General features: G+C 72.4%; 18 protein-coding genes. 12 read left to right on the top strand and 6 right to left on the bottom strand.

From position 1 onward, the window contains the following. Positions 1-33 precede the first annotated feature (33 nt). The gene (locus tag DEJ46_RS35255; RefSeq protein WP_150272936.1) at positions 34-1,458 is read right to left on the bottom strand and encodes a lysine N(6)-hydroxylase/L-ornithine N(5)-oxygenase family protein; all 1,425 of its coding nucleotides are present in this window, start codon (positions 1,456-1,458) and stop codon (positions 34-36) included. A 248-nt stretch (positions 1,459-1,706) separates the two neighbouring features. Here DEJ46_RS35255 and DEJ46_RS35250 point away from each other — a divergent pair, with 248 nt between their 5' ends. The 3 genes from DEJ46_RS35250 (at position 1,707) to DEJ46_RS35240 (ending at position 4,631) form a co-directional block, all read left to right on the top strand. Beyond that, entirely contained in the window at positions 1,707-2,654 is a 948-nt protein-coding gene (locus tag DEJ46_RS35250) for a methionyl-tRNA formyltransferase (RefSeq protein WP_150272934.1), read from the top strand. Between the two features lie 29 nt (positions 2,655-2,683). Beyond that, positions 2,684-3,514: a dimethylargininase gene (gene ddaH / locus DEJ46_RS35245; RefSeq protein ID WP_150272933.1), complete on the top strand. Its 831-nt coding sequence runs from the start codon at positions 2,684-2,686 to the stop codon at positions 3,512-3,514. 76 nt (positions 3,515-3,590) lie between these two features. Further along, positions 3,591-4,631: a winged helix DNA-binding protein gene (locus DEJ46_RS35240; protein ID WP_190623052.1), complete on the top strand. Its 1,041-nt coding sequence runs from the start codon at positions 3,591-3,593 to the stop codon at positions 4,629-4,631. Positions 4,632-4,635: 4 nt separating this feature from the next. On the opposite strand, the gene DEJ46_RS35235 is transcribed toward DEJ46_RS35240, so the two are convergent. Then, positions 4,636-5,529 carry an NAD(P)-dependent oxidoreductase gene (locus tag DEJ46_RS35235; RefSeq protein ID WP_223835334.1) on the bottom strand — a complete coding sequence of 298 codons (894 nt, stop codon included), beginning with the start codon at positions 5,527-5,529 and terminating at the stop codon, positions 4,636-4,638. 84 nt (positions 5,530-5,613) lie between these two features. Between DEJ46_RS35235 and DEJ46_RS35230 the strand changes: the two genes are divergently transcribed. Both DEJ46_RS35230 and DEJ46_RS35225 read left to right on the top strand, forming a co-directional pair. After that, complete coding sequence (locus DEJ46_RS35230) at positions 5,614-5,964, top strand: winged helix-turn-helix transcriptional regulator (RefSeq protein ID WP_150272929.1); 351 nt, start codon at positions 5,614-5,616, stop codon at positions 5,962-5,964. Between the two features lie 238 nt (positions 5,965-6,202). Beyond that, complete coding sequence (locus DEJ46_RS35225) at positions 6,203-7,207, top strand: helix-turn-helix domain-containing protein (RefSeq protein ID WP_150272928.1); 1,005 nt, start codon at positions 6,203-6,205, stop codon at positions 7,205-7,207. A 16-nt stretch (positions 7,208-7,223) separates the two neighbouring features. On the opposite strand, the gene DEJ46_RS35220 is transcribed toward DEJ46_RS35225, so the two are convergent. Further along, on the bottom strand, positions 7,224-8,717 hold the full coding sequence (locus tag DEJ46_RS35220) for a family 43 glycosylhydrolase (RefSeq protein ID WP_223835333.1): 1,494 nt from the start codon (positions 8,715-8,717) through the stop codon (positions 7,224-7,226). Between the two features lie 594 nt (positions 8,718-9,311). Here DEJ46_RS35220 and DEJ46_RS35215 point away from each other — a divergent pair. The 3 genes from DEJ46_RS35215 to DEJ46_RS35205 all read left to right on the top strand — a co-directional run bounded on the left by DEJ46_RS35215 (position 9,312) and on the right by DEJ46_RS35205 (position 11,320). Next, positions 9,312-10,247: a hypothetical protein gene (locus tag DEJ46_RS35215; protein ID WP_150272924.1), complete on the top strand. Its 936-nt coding sequence runs from the start codon at positions 9,312-9,314 to the stop codon at positions 10,245-10,247. A 101-nt stretch (positions 10,248-10,348) separates the two neighbouring features. Continuing rightward, positions 10,349-10,795, top strand: a complete 447-nt coding sequence (locus tag DEJ46_RS35210) for a peptidase inhibitor family I36 protein (RefSeq protein ID WP_150272922.1) — start codon at positions 10,349-10,351, stop codon at positions 10,793-10,795. 171 nt (positions 10,796-10,966) lie between these two features. Continuing rightward, positions 10,967-11,320 (top strand): hypothetical protein, encoded by a 354-nt coding sequence (locus DEJ46_RS35205; RefSeq protein WP_150272920.1) that lies wholly within the window; start codon positions 10,967-10,969, stop codon positions 11,318-11,320. Positions 11,321-11,341: 21 nt separating this feature from the next. Here the strand turns inward: DEJ46_RS35205 and DEJ46_RS35200 are convergent, their stop codons facing one another. From DEJ46_RS35200 to DEJ46_RS35190, 3 genes are all read right to left on the bottom strand, one after another. Beyond that, positions 11,342-11,854 (bottom strand): hypothetical protein, encoded by a 513-nt coding sequence (locus DEJ46_RS35200; RefSeq protein WP_150272918.1) that lies wholly within the window; start codon positions 11,852-11,854, stop codon positions 11,342-11,344. A 64-nt stretch (positions 11,855-11,918) separates the two neighbouring features. Then, positions 11,919-12,227 (bottom strand): AzlD domain-containing protein, encoded by a 309-nt coding sequence (locus tag DEJ46_RS35195; RefSeq protein WP_150272917.1) that lies wholly within the window; start codon positions 12,225-12,227, stop codon positions 11,919-11,921. Beyond that, positions 12,224-12,976, bottom strand: coding sequence for an AzlC family ABC transporter permease (locus DEJ46_RS35190; protein ID WP_150272915.1), 753 nt, complete (start codon positions 12,974-12,976; stop codon positions 12,224-12,226). The genes DEJ46_RS35195 and DEJ46_RS35190 overlap by 4 nt, the downstream gene beginning before the upstream one ends. A gap of 56 nt (positions 12,977-13,032) precedes the next feature. Between DEJ46_RS35190 and DEJ46_RS35185 the strand changes: the two genes are divergently transcribed. From DEJ46_RS35185 to DEJ46_RS35170, 4 genes are all read left to right on the top strand, one after another. Further along, positions 13,033-13,695: a CGNR zinc finger domain-containing protein gene (locus DEJ46_RS35185; protein ID WP_150272913.1), complete on the top strand. Its 663-nt coding sequence runs from the start codon at positions 13,033-13,035 to the stop codon at positions 13,693-13,695. Positions 13,696-13,783: 88 nt separating this feature from the next. Next, positions 13,784-14,485, top strand: coding sequence for a DNA alkylation repair protein (locus tag DEJ46_RS35180; protein WP_223835332.1), 702 nt, complete (start codon positions 13,784-13,786; stop codon positions 14,483-14,485). Positions 14,486-14,630: 145 nt separating this feature from the next. Next, on the top strand, positions 14,631-15,164 hold the full coding sequence (locus DEJ46_RS35175) for a hypothetical protein (protein ID WP_150272908.1): 534 nt from the start codon (positions 14,631-14,633) through the stop codon (positions 15,162-15,164). A gap of 72 nt (positions 15,165-15,236) precedes the next feature. After that, on the top strand, positions 15,237-16,073 hold the full coding sequence (locus DEJ46_RS35170; protein WP_150272906.1) for a DUF4097 family beta strand repeat-containing protein: 837 nt from the start codon (positions 15,237-15,239) through the stop codon (positions 16,071-16,073). The last annotated feature ends 131 nt before the right edge of the window (positions 16,074-16,204 follow it).

Here is a 16,204-nt window from a genome sequence, read left to right as displayed (position 1 = left end):
GAGACGTGACCGAGGTGCGACGGAGGCGCCGGCCTAGCGGGCCGTACCGACTCCGTCGACGACCGGCCGGCCCTCACCGACGGCCGGGGCCGCGGCGCCGGCGGGAGCGGGGACCGGCACCGAGGCGGACACTCGGGAGGAGGCCGAGGCGGTGACGTCGGCCTGGCGGTGTCCGACGACCGATTCGAGGATCTCCCCCACCCTGATCGCGGTGTTGGAGAGCAGCGAGGACGTGATGCCGTGGGTGTGTTCCGTACCGCCCTGGAGGTAGATGCCGCAGCGCAGTTCGGGGTCGGTGGCGACGCGGTAGTCGCGTGCGACGCGGATCCGGCCCTGCTCGTCGCGGTGGCACTGCCGGGCGACGTCGCCGAGGAGGCCGAGCGGGTCGGCGGGGCTGTAGCCGGTGGCGAGCACGACCACGTCGGCGTCGAGTGTCGTCTCCTCGCCGCTGACCAGGGACTTGACGGTGGCACGGGCCCCGTCGGGGCCGTCCTCGACGCCGACGAGCCGGGAGATGTTGAGGAAGCGGAGCCGCTCGGTGCCGAGGACCTTCTCCTGGTACGACTGCCGGTACAGGTCGTCGATGAGGTCGATGTCCACCACGGAGTAGTTGGTGTTGCCGTGGTACTCCATCAGCTTGCGCTTGATGTCCTCGGGGGCGGTGAAGTACTCGTCGACCGCCTCGGGGTCGAAGATGCGGTTGGCGAAGGCGCTGTCGTCGGCGGGGCTGTAGCCGTAGCGGGAGAAGACGGCGCAGATCTCGGCGTCGGGGAACCGGCGGTGCAGATAGGCCACGTTCTCCGCGGCGCTCTGCCCGGCGCCCACGACGACGAAGCGCTCGGGGGCGGTGCCCTCCAGGCCGTCCACCTTGGCCAGCAGCTCGGAGTTGTGCCAGACCCGTTCGCTCCGCTCGATGCCCTCCGGCATGCGGGGGCGCAGCCCGGTGCCGAGGACGAGGTTGCGGGCGCGGTGCACGACGAGCTCCGTGCCGGCGCGGGCCGTGACCTCCAGGTACTCCACCACGCCGTCCTGGACGACGGGTTCGACGGCGATGATCTCGTGGCCGTACGAGACCATGTCGTCGACCTTCGCCGCCGCCCACTCGAAGTAGTCGTGGAACTCCACGCGCAGCGGGAAGAGGTTCTTGTGGTTGACGAAGTCGATCAGTCGGCCCTTGCTCCGCAGGTAGCAGAGGAAGCTGTACTCGCTCGCCGGGTTCCGCAGCGTCACCAGGTCCTTGAGGAAGGACACCTGCATGGTCGCGTCGTCGATCAGCATGCCTCGGTGCCAGCCGAAGGACGGCTGCCGCTCGAAGAAGTGCGCGGTCACCGCCTCCTCCCTGTCGACCTGTGCGTTGTGCTCGCTGAGCGCCAACGCCATGGCCACGTTGGACGGCCCGAAGCCGATTCCAATGAGGTCGTGGACCAGAGGTGTGTCGCCAGGAAGAACCTGAGACATGTCACTCCCATCGTGCGTGCCGCCTGTGGGGGGCGTGGGCCGGGAACAGGACGTCGGGGCACACCGGAGGCGGCGACCCGAGTCGAACTTAGGTAAAGCTAACCTGATCTGACGGTGCCTGTCGACGGGCAGCTGCGAACGGCGATGAAGAAGTGGCCCTGAACAGCCTTGAATCACAGCCCAGTTGTCATGTTAGGTAAGCCTTGCTTTACTGGCATCGATCAATCGCTCTTCCGAGGAGGAAGCCCATGCGGGTCGTCATGTTCGGTTATCAGACCTGGGGCCATCGGACCCTCCGAGCGCTCCTGGACTCCGAGCACGACGTGGTGTTGGTCGTGACGCACCCCAAGAGCGAGCACGCGTACGAGAAGATCTGGAGCGACTCGGTCGCCGATCTGGCCGCGGAGCACGGCGTCCCCGTCGTCATCCGCAACCGGCCAGACGACGAGGAGCTGTTCGAGCGCCTCAAGGAGGCGGATCCGGACATCATCGTGGCCAACAACTGGCGTACGTGGATCCCGCCGCGCATCTACACGCTGCCGCGCCACGGCACGCTCAACGTCCACGACTCGCTGCTGCCGAAGTACGCCGGCTTCTCGCCCCTCATCTGGGCGCTGATCAACGGCGAGCCGGAAGTGGGCGTCACCGCCCACATGATGGACGAGGTGCTCGACGCCGGCGACATCGTCCGGCAGGAGTCGGTCACCGTGGAGCCGACCGACACCGCGACGGACCTCTTCCACAAGACGGTCGACCTCATCGCCCCGGTCACGATCGGCGCGCTCGACCTGATCGCCTCCGGGCAGACCGAGTTCACGCCACAGGACAGGTCCCAGGCCACCTTCTTCCACAAGCGGGCCGAGGAGGACATCCGCATCGACTGGAGCTGGCCCGCCGAGGTCCTGGAGCGCCTGGTCCGCGCCCAGTCCGAGCCGTATCCGGCAGCCTTCACGTTCCATCGGGGCCGGCGCCTGGAGATCCTCTCCGCCGTCGTCTCCACGGGCCGTTACGGCGGAACTCCCGGCCGGATCTTCTACCGCGAGGGCGACGGCGTCGTCATCGTCGCCGGAGCGGACGCCCGCACGGGCCGCAACCGCGGACTCGCCGTCACGCGCGTACGGACCGACGACGGGCGCGAGTTGGCTGCGGCCGAGTACTTCACCTCCATGGGCGGCTACCTCACCGGCCGCCCCTGACCCTGCCCCCGACCACGAGGACCCTTTCCATGCGTACCGCACGGCCTCGGCACTACCTCATGTGCCGGCCCACCCACTTCGACGTGGTCTACTCCATCAACCCCTGGATGGACCCGGCGAAGCCCGTCGACACCCAACTGGCCATCACCCAGTGGGAGAAGCTGCGCGAGGTCTACCTGAGCCTCGGGCACACCGTCGACACGATCGACCCCCTCCCCGGCCTCCCCGACATGGTCTTCGCCGCCAACGGCGCCACCGTGATCGACGGCCGGGCGCTCGTCGCGAGGTTCCGCGACGCCGAGCGCATCGCGGAGGGCCCCGCCTACCACGACTGGCTGCGCGACAACGGATTCCCGGATCTCCGCACCGCCCATGTCGTCAACGAGGGCGAGGGTGACTACCTGCTGGCCGGCGAGTGGCTGCTCGCCGGTACGGGCTTCCGCAGCGACCCGCGCTCGCACGACGAGGCGCAGGAGTACTTCGGCCGCCCCGTCATCGGGCTGACGCTCGTGGACCCGGACTACTACCACCTCGACACCGCGCTGACCGTGCTCGACGAGCAGACGATCGCGTACTACCCCGCGGCCTTCTCGCCGGGCAGCCTCGCCGTGCTGCGGCGCCTGTTCCCGGACGCCGTCATCGCCACGGCCGAGGACGCGGCGGTCTTCGGCCTCAACGCGACCTCGGACGGCCTCAACGTCGTGCTGCCGCACAACGCCACCGGCCTGACCGGGCAGTTGCGCGACCGGGGCTTCCACCCCATCGGCGTGGACCTCTCCGAACTCCTCAAGGCGGGCGGCAGCGTCAAGTGCTGCACGCTCGAACTGCGCCCCGCCGCGACAAGCCACAGCCCCGCATAGCCACTGACGTGCCCCGGACGGTCCCGGGGTGCGTCGGTGGACGGATATTAGGTTCACCTCACCCAAGGATCACTCGATGGAGCAGCCGGTCGTCACGGGGACGGCACAGGACCCGGAAGGCGAGCGATTCGCCTTCGTCGCGATTTCGAACGTCCCGACCGACTGGGCACGGGTCCTCGCGGCACTCACCGATTCCGGCCTGACTCTCAGCACGCTCCCGAGCGGATCCCCGGCCGCACCGGCCGGCGCCCCTCCCTCCACGACGCCGACGACGCGCATGACACCACCGAGCGTCCTCGACCTCCACGCGTATCTCCTGACGGCGATCGGCAAGGCCGCGCGCCGACGCCTCACCGAGCGGCTGACCGCGCGCGGGCTCCGCCTCTGGCACCTCACCGTGATGGCGCTGCTCGCCGACCTCGGCCCGCAGATGAAGACGGCCCTGGCCACCCGGCTCGACATGAACGCCAGCGACCTCGTGAAGATCGTGAACGACCTGGACCGGGCCGGACACGTGGACTGCGTCCGGGACACCGCCGACCGGCGTCGCGTCGTCGTCAGGCTGACCGACGAGGGCAGGACCGCGCTGGCCGAGCTCAGCGCGGACATCGCGTCGGCGGACGACGACATCCTCGCCCCGCTCAGCCCGGCGGAGCGCGACCAACTGGGCTCCCTTTTACGGCGCGTCCACCGCCACCTCGAACCGGAGCCAGCCGGCGTGGTCCACGGCCCCCCGGGGCGCGTCGGCCCCGGCACCGGCTCCCCCGCACGGACCCACTCCGTCGAGGACCGCCGGATCGACTGGTCGCTTCCGGCGGAGTCCCTCGCACCGTTCGTCGCCTCCCGGCGCGCGTCCTACCCGGCCGCCTACACCCACCACCACGGCCGCCGTCTGGAGATCCTCGCGGCCGAGGTGACCCGCCGCACCTATGCCGGGACACCCGGCCTCGTCCTCCACACCGAGGACGAGGGCATCGTGATCGTCACCGGACCCGCCGCCCACACGGGCCGCAACCGCGCCCTCGCCCTGACCCGCGTCCGTACGGAGGAGGGCCGGGAGTCCGCGCCCGAGGAGTGCTTCGGGGAGACGGCCCCGGAGCTCTCCGACGAACTCTGAACCGTCAGCGGCGGGTGAGGACTTCGGCGATCCGGGTGAAGCCGTCGGCGCCGTGGCCCAGGCCGACCGTGCGGCGCGCGAGCCCCTCGGCCGCCCGCATCACCCCCGCGTCGATGCCGTGGGCCTCGGAGGCATGGACGATGTGCGCCATGGACGACACCGCTGACGTCAGCGGATTGCCCTCGCCCGAGTAGGTGCCGCTCTCCATGTCCTCGGCCATCTCCTGGAAGAGCGGCGGCAGGATCGCACCGATGCCCTGGGCGAACGGGGCCAGTTCGCGCGGCGAGACGCCCTCCGCTCCGGCCACGGCGAGGGCATGGACGTACCCCGCCGCCGACGTCCAGAAGATGTCGAGCAGCGCGATGTCGTACGCCGCCGCCCGCCCGATGTCCTCGCCGAGGTGCGTGTGGGAGCCGCCCAAGGCGTCCAGCGCCGCCCGGTGATCGGCGTACAGCTCCTCCGGGCCGCTGAACAGGAACACGGCCTGCGGCGTGCCGATGGTCGGGGTGGGCGTCATGATGGCGCCGTCGAGATACCGGATGCCGTGGTCGCCGGCCCAGCGACCGGTGTCCCGGGCCCGGTCCGGGGTGTCGGCGGAGAGGTTCACGAGGGTCCGGCCCTTGAGCGCGGTGGTGACGGCGACCTGACGGAGTACGGCATCCGTCGCGTCGTAGTTGACCAGGCAGACCACGGTGAGCGGACTCGCGGCGACCGCCTCCGCGACGCTCGCCGCACTGACCGCGCCGCGCGCGACGAGCTCGCGGTCCCGGCCCGGGGTCCGGTTCCACACGGTGGTACGGACTCCGGCGTCCAGGAAGGCGCCGGCCAGCGCGCGGCCCATGGGCCCGAGACCGATCACCGTGACGGAGGGGGACGGAGACGTCGGGGAAGAAGGCACGGCGGAACTCCCTTGTAGATGAGGTAAGAAGAAAGACGTGACCGAGGAGACGGAGAAGACGGACATGGCCGGGGGGCGAGCACGATGACGCGCGGCCGAGCGCACGACACGGAGGTCTGCGGCGTGACCGCCGCCGTAGCCGTGATCGACGGCAAGTGGAAGACCCTGCTGCTCTGGATGCTCGAATCGGGGCCGCACCGCCCCGGCGAACTGCGGCGCCGGATTCCGGCGATCAGCGAGAAGGTGCTCACCCAGGCCCTGCGGGAGATGGAGGCGGACGGCCTCGTGCACCGCGAGGTGCACGACGTGGTGCCGCCGAAGACCGTCTACTCGCTGACCGGCATCGGACGCGAACTCTCCGACGCGCTGGCGCCCCTCTCCGACTGGGGCCACCGCCGGCTCGACCGGCTAGCCGAGGAGCGCGCCGCGTCCTGAACGCTCGTCCGGCTCCTTTCCCCCTCCGTCTCCGTCTCCGTGTCCTCGGTCACCACCAGGTTCTCCCGGCGCCGGTCACGCGACAAGTACCCACAAAAAGGTGGGTGCCCCTCCTCTCCGTCAACCGGCCCGCTCGGGTTCCTCCGGGAGAGTGTTCCTGTTTGCCACCGAGATCTGCCGCCCCCTAGGGTTCTGACCTGCTGGAACACCGTTTGCCCCTCCTGCGAAGGGCGCCATCATGGCTGCCGTCCGGCCTGACGACCAGGAACCGGCCCGCGCGCTCGGCAGGGCGCTGCGCGACCTCCAGCGACGCTCGGGACACACGCTGCGAGCCCTCGAGACGAGCGTGCGCATCAGCGACTCGTCCCTGTCGCGGTACTTCCTCGGCGTCACCGTTCCCCCGTGGGAGACGGTCCGTGACCTGTGCGAGGCCCTCGACGCCGACCCCTCCGAGTACCGGCACCTGTGGCTTGCCGCCGAGCGGAGCCAGCGCAAGCCGGTCCGGCGCCAGAAGGACGCAGAGGTCCGGGGCGAGCCTGTCCAGGGCGAACCGGAACAGGCCGAGTCGGTCCGGGACGTGCCGGTCCCTGGCGAATCGGTCCCAGACGTGCCGGTCCCAGACGTGCCGGTCCCTGGCGAATCGGTCCCGGACGAGTCGGTGCGGAGTGTCGGTACGGCGGAGGCGGGCGTCCCGACCGGTCCCGCGCGGCGGTGGCTCTCCCTGCGGCGAGGGCCCACGGGCTGGGCCCTCGCCGGGGCCGTGATCGGCCTGGTCATCGGAGCCGTGAGCACCGTTCTCCTCCGGCCCGGTCCCCCGGCGGGCGGCGATGACCCGTCGGCCGCGCCCAGCGGGCACAGCGCACACGGCGCGTCGGCCGCGTCGCCCGCACCCAGGATCTTCGTGAGCCGTGCGACGGGCGCCTGCCTCGACGACAGTCTCGACATGGGCACCCGGTCCTTCGCCTGCAACGGCATGTCGTACCAGCGCTGGACCGTCCGCACGACGCCGGACGGCGGCACGCAGCTCAGGAACCACGCGACGGGAGAGTGCCTCGACCACCTCCCCGGCGGCCTGTCCACGACGCCCTGCGGCCCGGCGGCGTCGCAGCGGTGGACCGTCAGCGCACGGGACGACGTGGCCGTCGAGATCCGGAGCACGACCGCCCGGCGCTGCCTCGCCGACAGCGCGGGCGGTCTGCGGGTGTCACCGTGCGACGGGACGGCACATCAGAAGTGGGCCTGACAGGGCGGGTCGGGGCCTACGCCACCTCCACGGCGTCCAGCTCCGCGTAGCGCTCGCCCTTCGTGAGACGGAGGGTGTTCCACCCGGCTCGCAGGTCCACCGGGACGTCGGTCGAACGCCACTCGTCCCAGCCGGTGTACGGGTAGCCGACGGCGCCCGCGGCCCGGCCGTCGACCGTCAGGCCGTGCGAGGCGGCGGCCGGTGCGCCCGAGGCGTCCAGCGAGCCGTTGCCGTAGCGCACGCTCATCGTGTGACGGCCCGGAGAGGCGGCGTAGACCCGGAACTCCACGAAGCTGCCGGGTTCGTCGATGTGCCCGACAGCCCGGTCACCCCAGGCGTTGCGCGCTTCGCGGACGGACGCCAGGTGCACCTGGGCGAGCTCCGCCTCGTACACCGTCCGGCTGCCTCGCACGACCGGACGGCCGTCGGCGAAGCCGAGGTCGGCGGCGTACAGGACCCGTCGTGAGCCGTCGGCGCCGCGGCCGTGGAAGAGGATGCGGTCCTGGCCGCCGGGGCCGGTCACGACGTCCTGACCGCCCGGCCCGCCGATCGCGCCGGCGAAGGACGTCGTGGTCATGAAGGGACCGCTCCCCTTCACGTACGGGCCGGTGAGGGCGTCGGAGGTCGCCCAGCCCGCCGCGTACGCGTCGGTGCGGTAGTCGCCCGCCGAGAAGAGGAGGACGTAACGACCGTCCCGCTTGACGAGTGTGGGCGCTTCGACGAGGCCCTGCTCCCAGTTGTGGGGCTCGTCCTGCTTGACGAGCCGGACGGGGTCGCCGGTGACGCGCGTGCCGTCCCATGAGACGCGCTGGAGGTGGAGCCAGGTGTCGAGCCCGCAGCAGTTGCCGTCGCTCTTCCACAGGAGGTGGCGGACGCCGTTCTCGGTGTAGCTCGACGCGTCGATCGCGCCGCCCTGCTCGGTCGGGCAGACCAGCGGGCCGTCGCCGACCGGCCGGAACGGGCCGCCGGGCGCGTCCGCGAGCGCGACGCCGATGCACTGGCGCCCGCCGGCCCGGTCGCGGGCCGTGTAGTGGAGCGTGAATCCGTCGCCGTTGTCGAAGACTTCCGGCGCCCAGACGTGGCCCGGCGGATCGAGCGTGACCCACGCGCCGACCTCGGGCAGCACGTCCGTGCCGTCGACCGTCCAGTGGACGAGGTCGGTGGAGGTGGCGTGCTGGATGTTCCTGCCGTGGGCGTTGGTGGCGTAGGCGTGGTGGATCCGGCCGACCCGCACGACGTCCGGATCGGCGAAGTCCTGGTCGAGGACGGGCCCGGGAGGCACGGCCGGCGCGGCCGGCGCTCGCGACGCGGACCGCCCGGACGGCGTGGACCGCCCTGACGGCGTGGACCGCTCGGACGGCGCGGGCACCTGGGCCGCGGCCGGGACGAGGACGGGCGGTACGGCTCCGGGTGCGAGGACCTCCACGCGCGGCGGGGCCGTCACGGGGGTGCCGACACCGACGCCGCCGCCGGTGAGCGCGGCGAGGCAGGCGGTAACGCCCAGCGTCAAGGCCGCGACGAACCCTCGGCGGGAGGCGGCCCGTTCCCGTTCGCCGGCGATCGGCGGGTCTGCTCGGCGGCTTCTCGCGTCCGCGTGGCGGGGAGGTCCGTCCCCGTGCTCGTTCCGGTGGTCCACGGATCCGCTCCCTCGGTTCTGGCCGGCCCGCCGCCGCGGACGACGACGGTGCCGACGGTCGGCACACCACGAGAACGACGCGGCGCCCGTCGCGTTGCGCCGGCCCGAGCCGTGTCCCGGGGTCGTTCCTGTCCCGGGACAAGCAAGTCCCCGCAGGTCAGAAGGGTGGGGATCCCGACTTCGGCGAAACGGCCGGGACATGGTTGCGGGCCGCTTCCCGCCCGCCGCAGACTTCCGTTGTCCGACCGGGACGCCGCTCGGCAGCGGCCCCCGGAGCGGGCTTCCCGCCCCGGTGCGCCCCCGCGCCGTACGTCGGAGCCACGCACCGCACGGATGCTCCGACGCCTTCCCCACGTCTTCCGATGTCGCCCGACGACACCACCGCCTTCTCCGCCTCCTGGCCCACGGGTCCGGGGCCCCAGGCCTCGTCGTCGGCTGCTCGTCCCCGACCACCGCAGGAGATCCCCCATGCCCCGGCACAGCCCTGCCCACAGCTCCCCCCTCGCCACGGCCGTGGCGGTCACCAGCGCCACGATCGCCCTCGTCGCGACCCTGCTGGCCGGCCTCGGTGAACCACCCTCCGGTGAACGCCCGCCTCCCGAACGTCCCGGTTCCGCGGGGGCGGTCACCGCGGACGACCGGCTGCTCCACGACGCCGAACAGCGGCTGCTGCGCGACTGCATGCGGCGGCACGGATTCACGTACGAGGTGTTCCCGCTCGACGAGGACTCCGGGGCCACGGCCTTCGTGTACGTCCTCGACGACGCGGACCGGGCCCGCCGCCACGGCTACGGCTCCGAGCTGCGGCGGCAGCGGGACGCCCGTGCAGCGAGCGATCCGAACCGCGCCTACTTCGCGGCGCTGCCGACGGACCGTAAGGCCGCGGCGCTCGCCGCCGCCAACGGCACCTCGCCCGACGGACTGACCGTCACCCTCCCGGGCGGCGGAAGCGTCCGGCGCAGCGACCGGGGCTGCGTCGCGGAGTCCCAGAAGGGTCTGTACGGAGACCTCGGCGCCTGGTTCCGGGCCTCCACCCGCGTCGACGCGCTGGTCCAGATCCGCCGGAGCCGTGTCGTGGCCGACCCCGGTTACCGGGGACGGCTCGGTGCGTGGCGGGAGTGCATGCGGCGCGCCGGACACGCGTTCGCGGCGCCGGCGGACGCCCGGGCCGCCGCGCTCTCCCCCGAACGCCCCCTCGGCAAGGAACGCGAGGTCGCCCTCGCCCTGGCGGAGGTCCGGTGCGGCGGGGAATCGGGGCTGGCCGGCACGGCCCGTGACCTCGACGAGCACCACGGCAGGCTGCTGGCCGGCGAGTACCGCGCGGACGTCGAGACGCGGGACCGGCTGAGGGCGGCGGCGCTGCCCCGTGCTCACCGGATCCTCGACGCCGACGAGCGGGCCTGACCGCCCGCCCCAGAACTCCGCCGTGTGCCACGTGCCACACGGCGGCCCAACGGCCGCGCCGCGAACGGCGGCACGGCGACCACCCCAGAAGGAGACACACCATGCGTATCAAGCGTGCCCTCGCGGCGGCACTCACCGTCGGATCCCTCACCCTGCTGACCGCCCCGGTGGCCGATGCCCGCGTCGCCGTCCCCGAGACCAGGGCGGCCGTCGCGCCGGCGGCGGTCCCCGCACCGGACGGCTTCCTCTACGCCTGGGAGCACCCCCACGCGGGCGGAGCCCACTGCAAGTGGAGCGGGCCCAACGGCAACTGGGCGGGCTGCCAGAACAAGATCTCGGACATCTGGAACAACGGCTTCCCCGGCCGTAGCGAGGACGTCAAGCTCTTCCGCGGCGTCTCCTGGACCGGCTCGTGGGTCTGCCTCCACCAGGGGCACTCCATTCCCGACCTCGGCGCCCACGGCCTGAGGTTCTTCGGCCCGGGCGAGGGCCAGGGCGAGCCCGTCAACGACCGGGTCGGCTCCCACCTCTGGGTCGACGCCTGCTGACGTCACCCACCCCGGCGCCGGCCCGACGGGACTCCCCCGCCGGGCCGGCGCGCGTGCCTGCGACCGGCCGAGGACGGGAAACCGGGTGGCCGCCGGGTCCGCGGCGCGGCTATCGTCCGGGTCCCCGCCGGCCGTACCTTCGGCCGCCCCGGCCGAGAGAGAGGGACGCGCATGACCAGCCGCCAGGCGACGACGACCCTGTGGCGCCCCACCGGTCCCGTGGAGCTGGACCTCGTCCGCGAGCTGAACTGGCGTGCGTGGCCGCCGCGTCTGCCCGAGCAGCCGATCTTCTACCCGGTGCTCGACGAGGACTACGCGATCCGGATCGCCCGGGACTGGAACGTGAAGCACGACGGCGCGGGCTTCGTCACCCGGTTCGAGGTCGACTCGGAGTTCCTGCGCCGGTATCCCGTCCAGCAGGCCGGCGGGCGGACGATTCTCGAGCTCTGGGTGCCGGCCGGGGAGCTGGACGACTTCAACGCGCACGTCGTCGGCGAGATCCAGGTGATCCACGAGTTCCGCTGACGGCCACGTGTGCCGTGCCGGTCATGCTCCTGCTTCGCCGCTCGCGCGGAGTGGCTCGGCGGTCCGGTACTTCTCGTCCGCGACGAGCACCGACGTGAAGCGGATCGGGAGGCCCGTCGCGTCCCGTGGCACGTCCTGCGAGGTGGCCCGGGTGAAGGCCAGGGTGACTCCGGGGACGTACGGGGCCTCCGGGTCCTCGTCGTTGACGTGCCGGCCGTTTCGCGCGGCGTGCGCGAGGATCTCGTCGGCCGGGGTACGGAAGACGTCCAGGCCGTCCAGCAGGACCTGCACGTCCAGGGCCTCGTCCTCGTCGGGCGCCCACACGGTGACGGCGGTGACCCGGTGGTCGCGCTCCAGGGCCGCCTGGAACCCGATGCCGTGGTACTCGGTGGAGACCAGGTCGAAGTCGCGTACCGCGTCGGCCCCGTACACCCGTGGTTCGCCCCATGCGGACACGGCGGCGACCGCTTCGTCGAGCGTCATCCCCAGCCGGACGGGGGCCACTCCGCGGGGCGGGTCGAGTACCAACTGCATGGGTGATTCCTTCTGGTCGGTTGCGACCACTTCACCATGCCGGGCGGCATGCGCGTGGCCCGTGTCATGACGTCCAGAGGCGGAGGAGCGCGGTGACGGCCACCGCGCCCAGGAGGGTCACTGGCAGCGGTGCCCGGTAGTGGCGGAGGACGGCCACGGTCGCGAGGCCGCCGAGCAGGGTGAGGTCCACGGCGCTCCAGCCCGGTCCGGCGAAGGCCGTCACGATGAAGCCCGCGAGCAGGGCCGGTGCCACGAGGGCGAGTACGGACCGGGTGCGTACGGGCAGTTCGCGGCCGCCCAGGACCGCCGGGCCGATGGCCTTGAAGGCGAAGCTGATCAGGGCGATGGCGCCGATGGCGATCCAGAGGCTCATCCGGCCACCTCGGCTGCCGAGTCGGCGTCGGCCGGACGGGCCGATGTCCTCGGGGCGGGTCTGACGAGGGCGACGAGGGCGGCGGTGGCCGCGCCGATCAAGGCCGGTCCGGTGGGCAGGACCAGTATCAGCGCTGCCGCGATGATCGCGCCGAGCAGGGCCGGCAGCCGGTTGGCCCGCTCCTTGCGGACCTCGTCGATCAGGAACGTCACGAGCAGGGCGGGGGTGATGACGTCCAGCCCGAGGGTGTGCAGGAGCTCCGGTTCAGGGGCGACGACGACACCGAGCGCGGTCCCTGCGACCCAGGCCGGCCACTGGACAGCGGTCGCGCCGAAGAGCACGTACCGGTCGAACCGTCCGCCGCCGAGGTGCGCCGCCGCCCAGGAGCCGTCCACCACCGCCTGGCCTTCCAGGGCCCTGCGCAGCCGGCCGCCGCGCAGGTCGCCGGCGATGGCCATGCCCATGGGGAGGAAGCGGCTGTTGATGAGGGCCGCGGCGGTGACCGCGGAGGCCACGCCCCCGCCCGTCCCCAGGGCCGCCACCAGGGCGAACTGCGCGGAGCCGGAGAAGACGACCACGGAGCACAGGATCGGCGCGAGGGTGCCCCAGCCCTGTGCCTGCGTCAGCGCGCCGAAGCTGGTGGCGAGCAGGAACGAGGCGGCTGCCAGTCCTGCCCCGACTTCGAGTCCGGAGCGGAAGCGCTCTCGGGGTGTGGCGACGCCTCGTGGCGCCGGCAAGGAGTTGTCCATGGCCACAACCTAACAGGCATAAGCCTGTACGCCTGTTAGATGGCTACACTGGTGGGGTGACAGTGGAGAACGTGGAGAAGTACGACCCCGACGCCCCCGACGCCGTCCCTGGTACGGCCGCGGGCGTGACGCTCATGGGCGGGCACCCGGTGCTGGACTTCGCCAACACCGTCGCCTGGCGGACCGACCCCGCCCGCCACGCCGAGCGGGTGCAGAGCGCCACGGCCTGGGCGAGATGGGCGGTCGCCGCCGGGCTGCTCACCTCGCAGCAGTCCGCCGCCCTCCAAGAGGCGCTGGGGGAGGCCGAGACGGAGGAGACACAGCGCCAACTGGCCGCGCTACGACACCTTCGCGCCCTGCTCTGGCCGGTCCTGGACTCACTCACCGAGGGCGGGCCCCCGCCGCCCGAGGAGTGGAGCGAGCTCCGTCAGGTGATCCTCCGGGCCCGCGAGAACGCGGAGCTGCCGCCGGCGTTCCCGCTGCGCTGGCAGCCCGGCACGGAGCGGCTCGCCGACCTGGGCCACTCCCTCGCCCTCCAGGCCGAAGCGCTGCTGAGCGGCCCGGGCCTCGAACGGATCCGGCGCTGCGGAGGACCCGGCTGCGGATGGTTCTTCCTCGACCGCAGCCGCAGCGGCACCCGGCGCTGGTGCAGCTCGGGCGACTGCGGCAACCGCGACCGCGCCCGCCGCCACTACGCCCGCTCGAAAAACGCCCGGTGACCTACCGGAAGCCCCGGGAGCCCGGACGCCCGGCTCCGGCATAGGCTGAGGACCGGACGAGCGCGACATGCGGGACAGGAGGCCCCAGGTGAGCGGGACGAAGGCGGCCGAGGCCACGGTGACCGACGCGACCGTGACCGAGGTGCTGGCCGAGCTGGCCGGACTCGATGACCCGAAGATCCGCGCGGTGAACGAGCGGCACGGCGACGATCACGGCGTGAACCTCGGCAAGCTCCGCGCGCTCGCGAAGCGGCTGAAGACCCAGCAGGAACTCTCGCACCGGCTGTGGGCGACGGACGACACGGCGGCGCGGCTGCTGGCGATCCTGATCTGCCGCCCGAAGGCGTTCCGGCGGGACGAGCTGGATTCCATGCTGCGCGAGGCGCGCACACCCAAGGTGCACGACTGGCTCGTGAGCTACGTGGTGAAGAAGAGCCCGCACTCCGAGGAGCTGCGCCTGGCCTGGACCGCCGATCCGGATCCCGTGGTCGCGAGCGCAGGCTGGGCGCTGACCACCGAGCGCGCGGCGAGGAAGCCCGAGGGCCTCGACCTCGGAGGGCTGCTCGACGTCATCGAGGCGGAGATGAAGGACGCCCCGGACCGGCTCCAGTGGGCGATGAACCACTGCCTGGCCCAGATCGGGATCGAGCACCCCGGGCTCCGGACCCGTGCGATCGACATCGGTGAGCGCTTGCAGGTGCTGAAGGACTACCCCACTCCCCCGGGCTGCACGTCGCCGTTCGCGCCTGCCTGGATCGCGGAGATGGTGCGTCGGCAGCAGGCCGAGTAGCCCGTCCCGACCGAGCGCACCCGCACGGCACGGACTGGCGCCACCTGGCATTGCCTGGCACCGCTTGGCGCAGAATGGCGCCACACAGCGCCACATGGCGCCACAGGGACTTGCAATGGCGCCACAGTGGTGCCACTATCTCCTCATGGACCTGACTCCCTACGTCGACCACCTCCGCAGCGAGCTCGCGGTCGCCGCCAACGCCGGCGGCGACGAGGCGCGCGCCCTGGCCGAGCGGCTGACCGCCCCCCTGGAATCGGCCGCCCGCCTGACACTCCTGAACGCCCTGTCCGCGGCCTCGGAGGAGATCACCCGCGAACTGGCGCCGGGCTCGGTCGACGTACGGCTGCGGGGAACGGATCCCGAGTTCGTGGTGACGTCCCCGCTCACGACCGAGGCACCGAACGACGACACCACCATGGCGGCACCGATGGCGCCACGTACGGCCCCGGTGGCGCCGCCCGTCGGGGACGGCGACGAAGGGGGCACCGCCCGCATCAACTTCCGCCTCCCGGCCCACCTCAAGGCCCGGGTGGAGGACGCCGCCGGACAGGAGGGCCTCTCGGTCAATGCCTGGCTCGTCCGGGCGGTCGCCCTCGCCCTGGAACCGGCGGGACCGGCCCAGTCCGCCCCGCGGTCCGGCCGAACGGGCCAGAGCTACCGGGGCTGGGTCCGCTAACCGGCCCCCGCCCCCGCCATCACCCGCACCACCTGCGCGAACACCCACCAGAGCCAAGAGGACGGGACAGCCATGCCTTCTTTCGAAACGCCCGAGCCCATCACCGCGATCCTGGACTTCGAGGTCGGAAACGTACGCCTCGCGGCGAGCGACCGTACGGACACGGTCGTCGAGGTGCTGCCGAGCAACGGAGCCGAGGACGTCGACGTGCGCGTCGCGCAGCAGACCAAGGTCACGTACGCCAACGGCACGCTGACCGTGAAGGGACCCAGGAAGCGCTCGCCGTTCGGCAAGCACGGCTCGATCGACATCACCGTCGAGCTCCCCGCGGGCTCACGCCTCAACGGCACCGCCCCCATCGGGGACTTCATCAGCGAGGGGCCGCTCGGCGAGTGCCGCGTGAAGGCCTCCCTCGGCGACATCCGGCTCGACGAGGCCGGCGTCACCCACCTGCGGACCGGCCACGGCGACATCCGCGTCAACCGCGCGACCGGCCAGGCCGAGATCCACGGACAGGGCCGCGTCGAGATCGGCGAGATCAAGGGCGGGGCCGTCGTCAAGAACGGCAACGGCGAGATCACGATCGGCGAGATCACCGGCGACCTCAAGGCCAACTCCGCCAACGGCCGCATCACGGTCGGCCTCGCCCACGCCTCCGTGGACGCCAGGTCCGCCAACGGCGCCATCCGCATCGACGAGGTCGTCCGGGGCGTGATCCAGCTCCAGGCCGCCGCGCACGACCTGGAGATCGGCGTACGGGAGTCCACCGCGGCGTGGCTGGACGTCAACACCCGGGTCGGCACCGTGCGCAACTCGCTCGGCGCCGCCGAGGGCCCCGACAACGCCGCGGAGACCGTCGAGATCCACGCCCGCACCGGAGTCGGCGACATCGTGATCCGCCGCGCCTGACCCGGCCCGCACCCTCCCCCTGCGGGCCTCACCTCCCCCGGACCCGGCCTCCCTCAGGCCTGACTTCCCGGGCCGCTGTCGCCACCCTCGCGGCGGCGACCCGCAACCCCGCAGGCAATTTCACATGTGCC

The sequence above is a fragment of the Streptomyces venezuelae genome, from assembly GCF_008642375.1.
Taxonomy (GTDB): Bacteria; Actinomycetota; Actinomycetes; order Streptomycetales; family Streptomycetaceae; genus Streptomyces; species Streptomyces venezuelae_G.
Note: the sequence above shows the minus strand (reverse complement) of the source record. Positions and strands in the feature narration are given on the sequence as shown.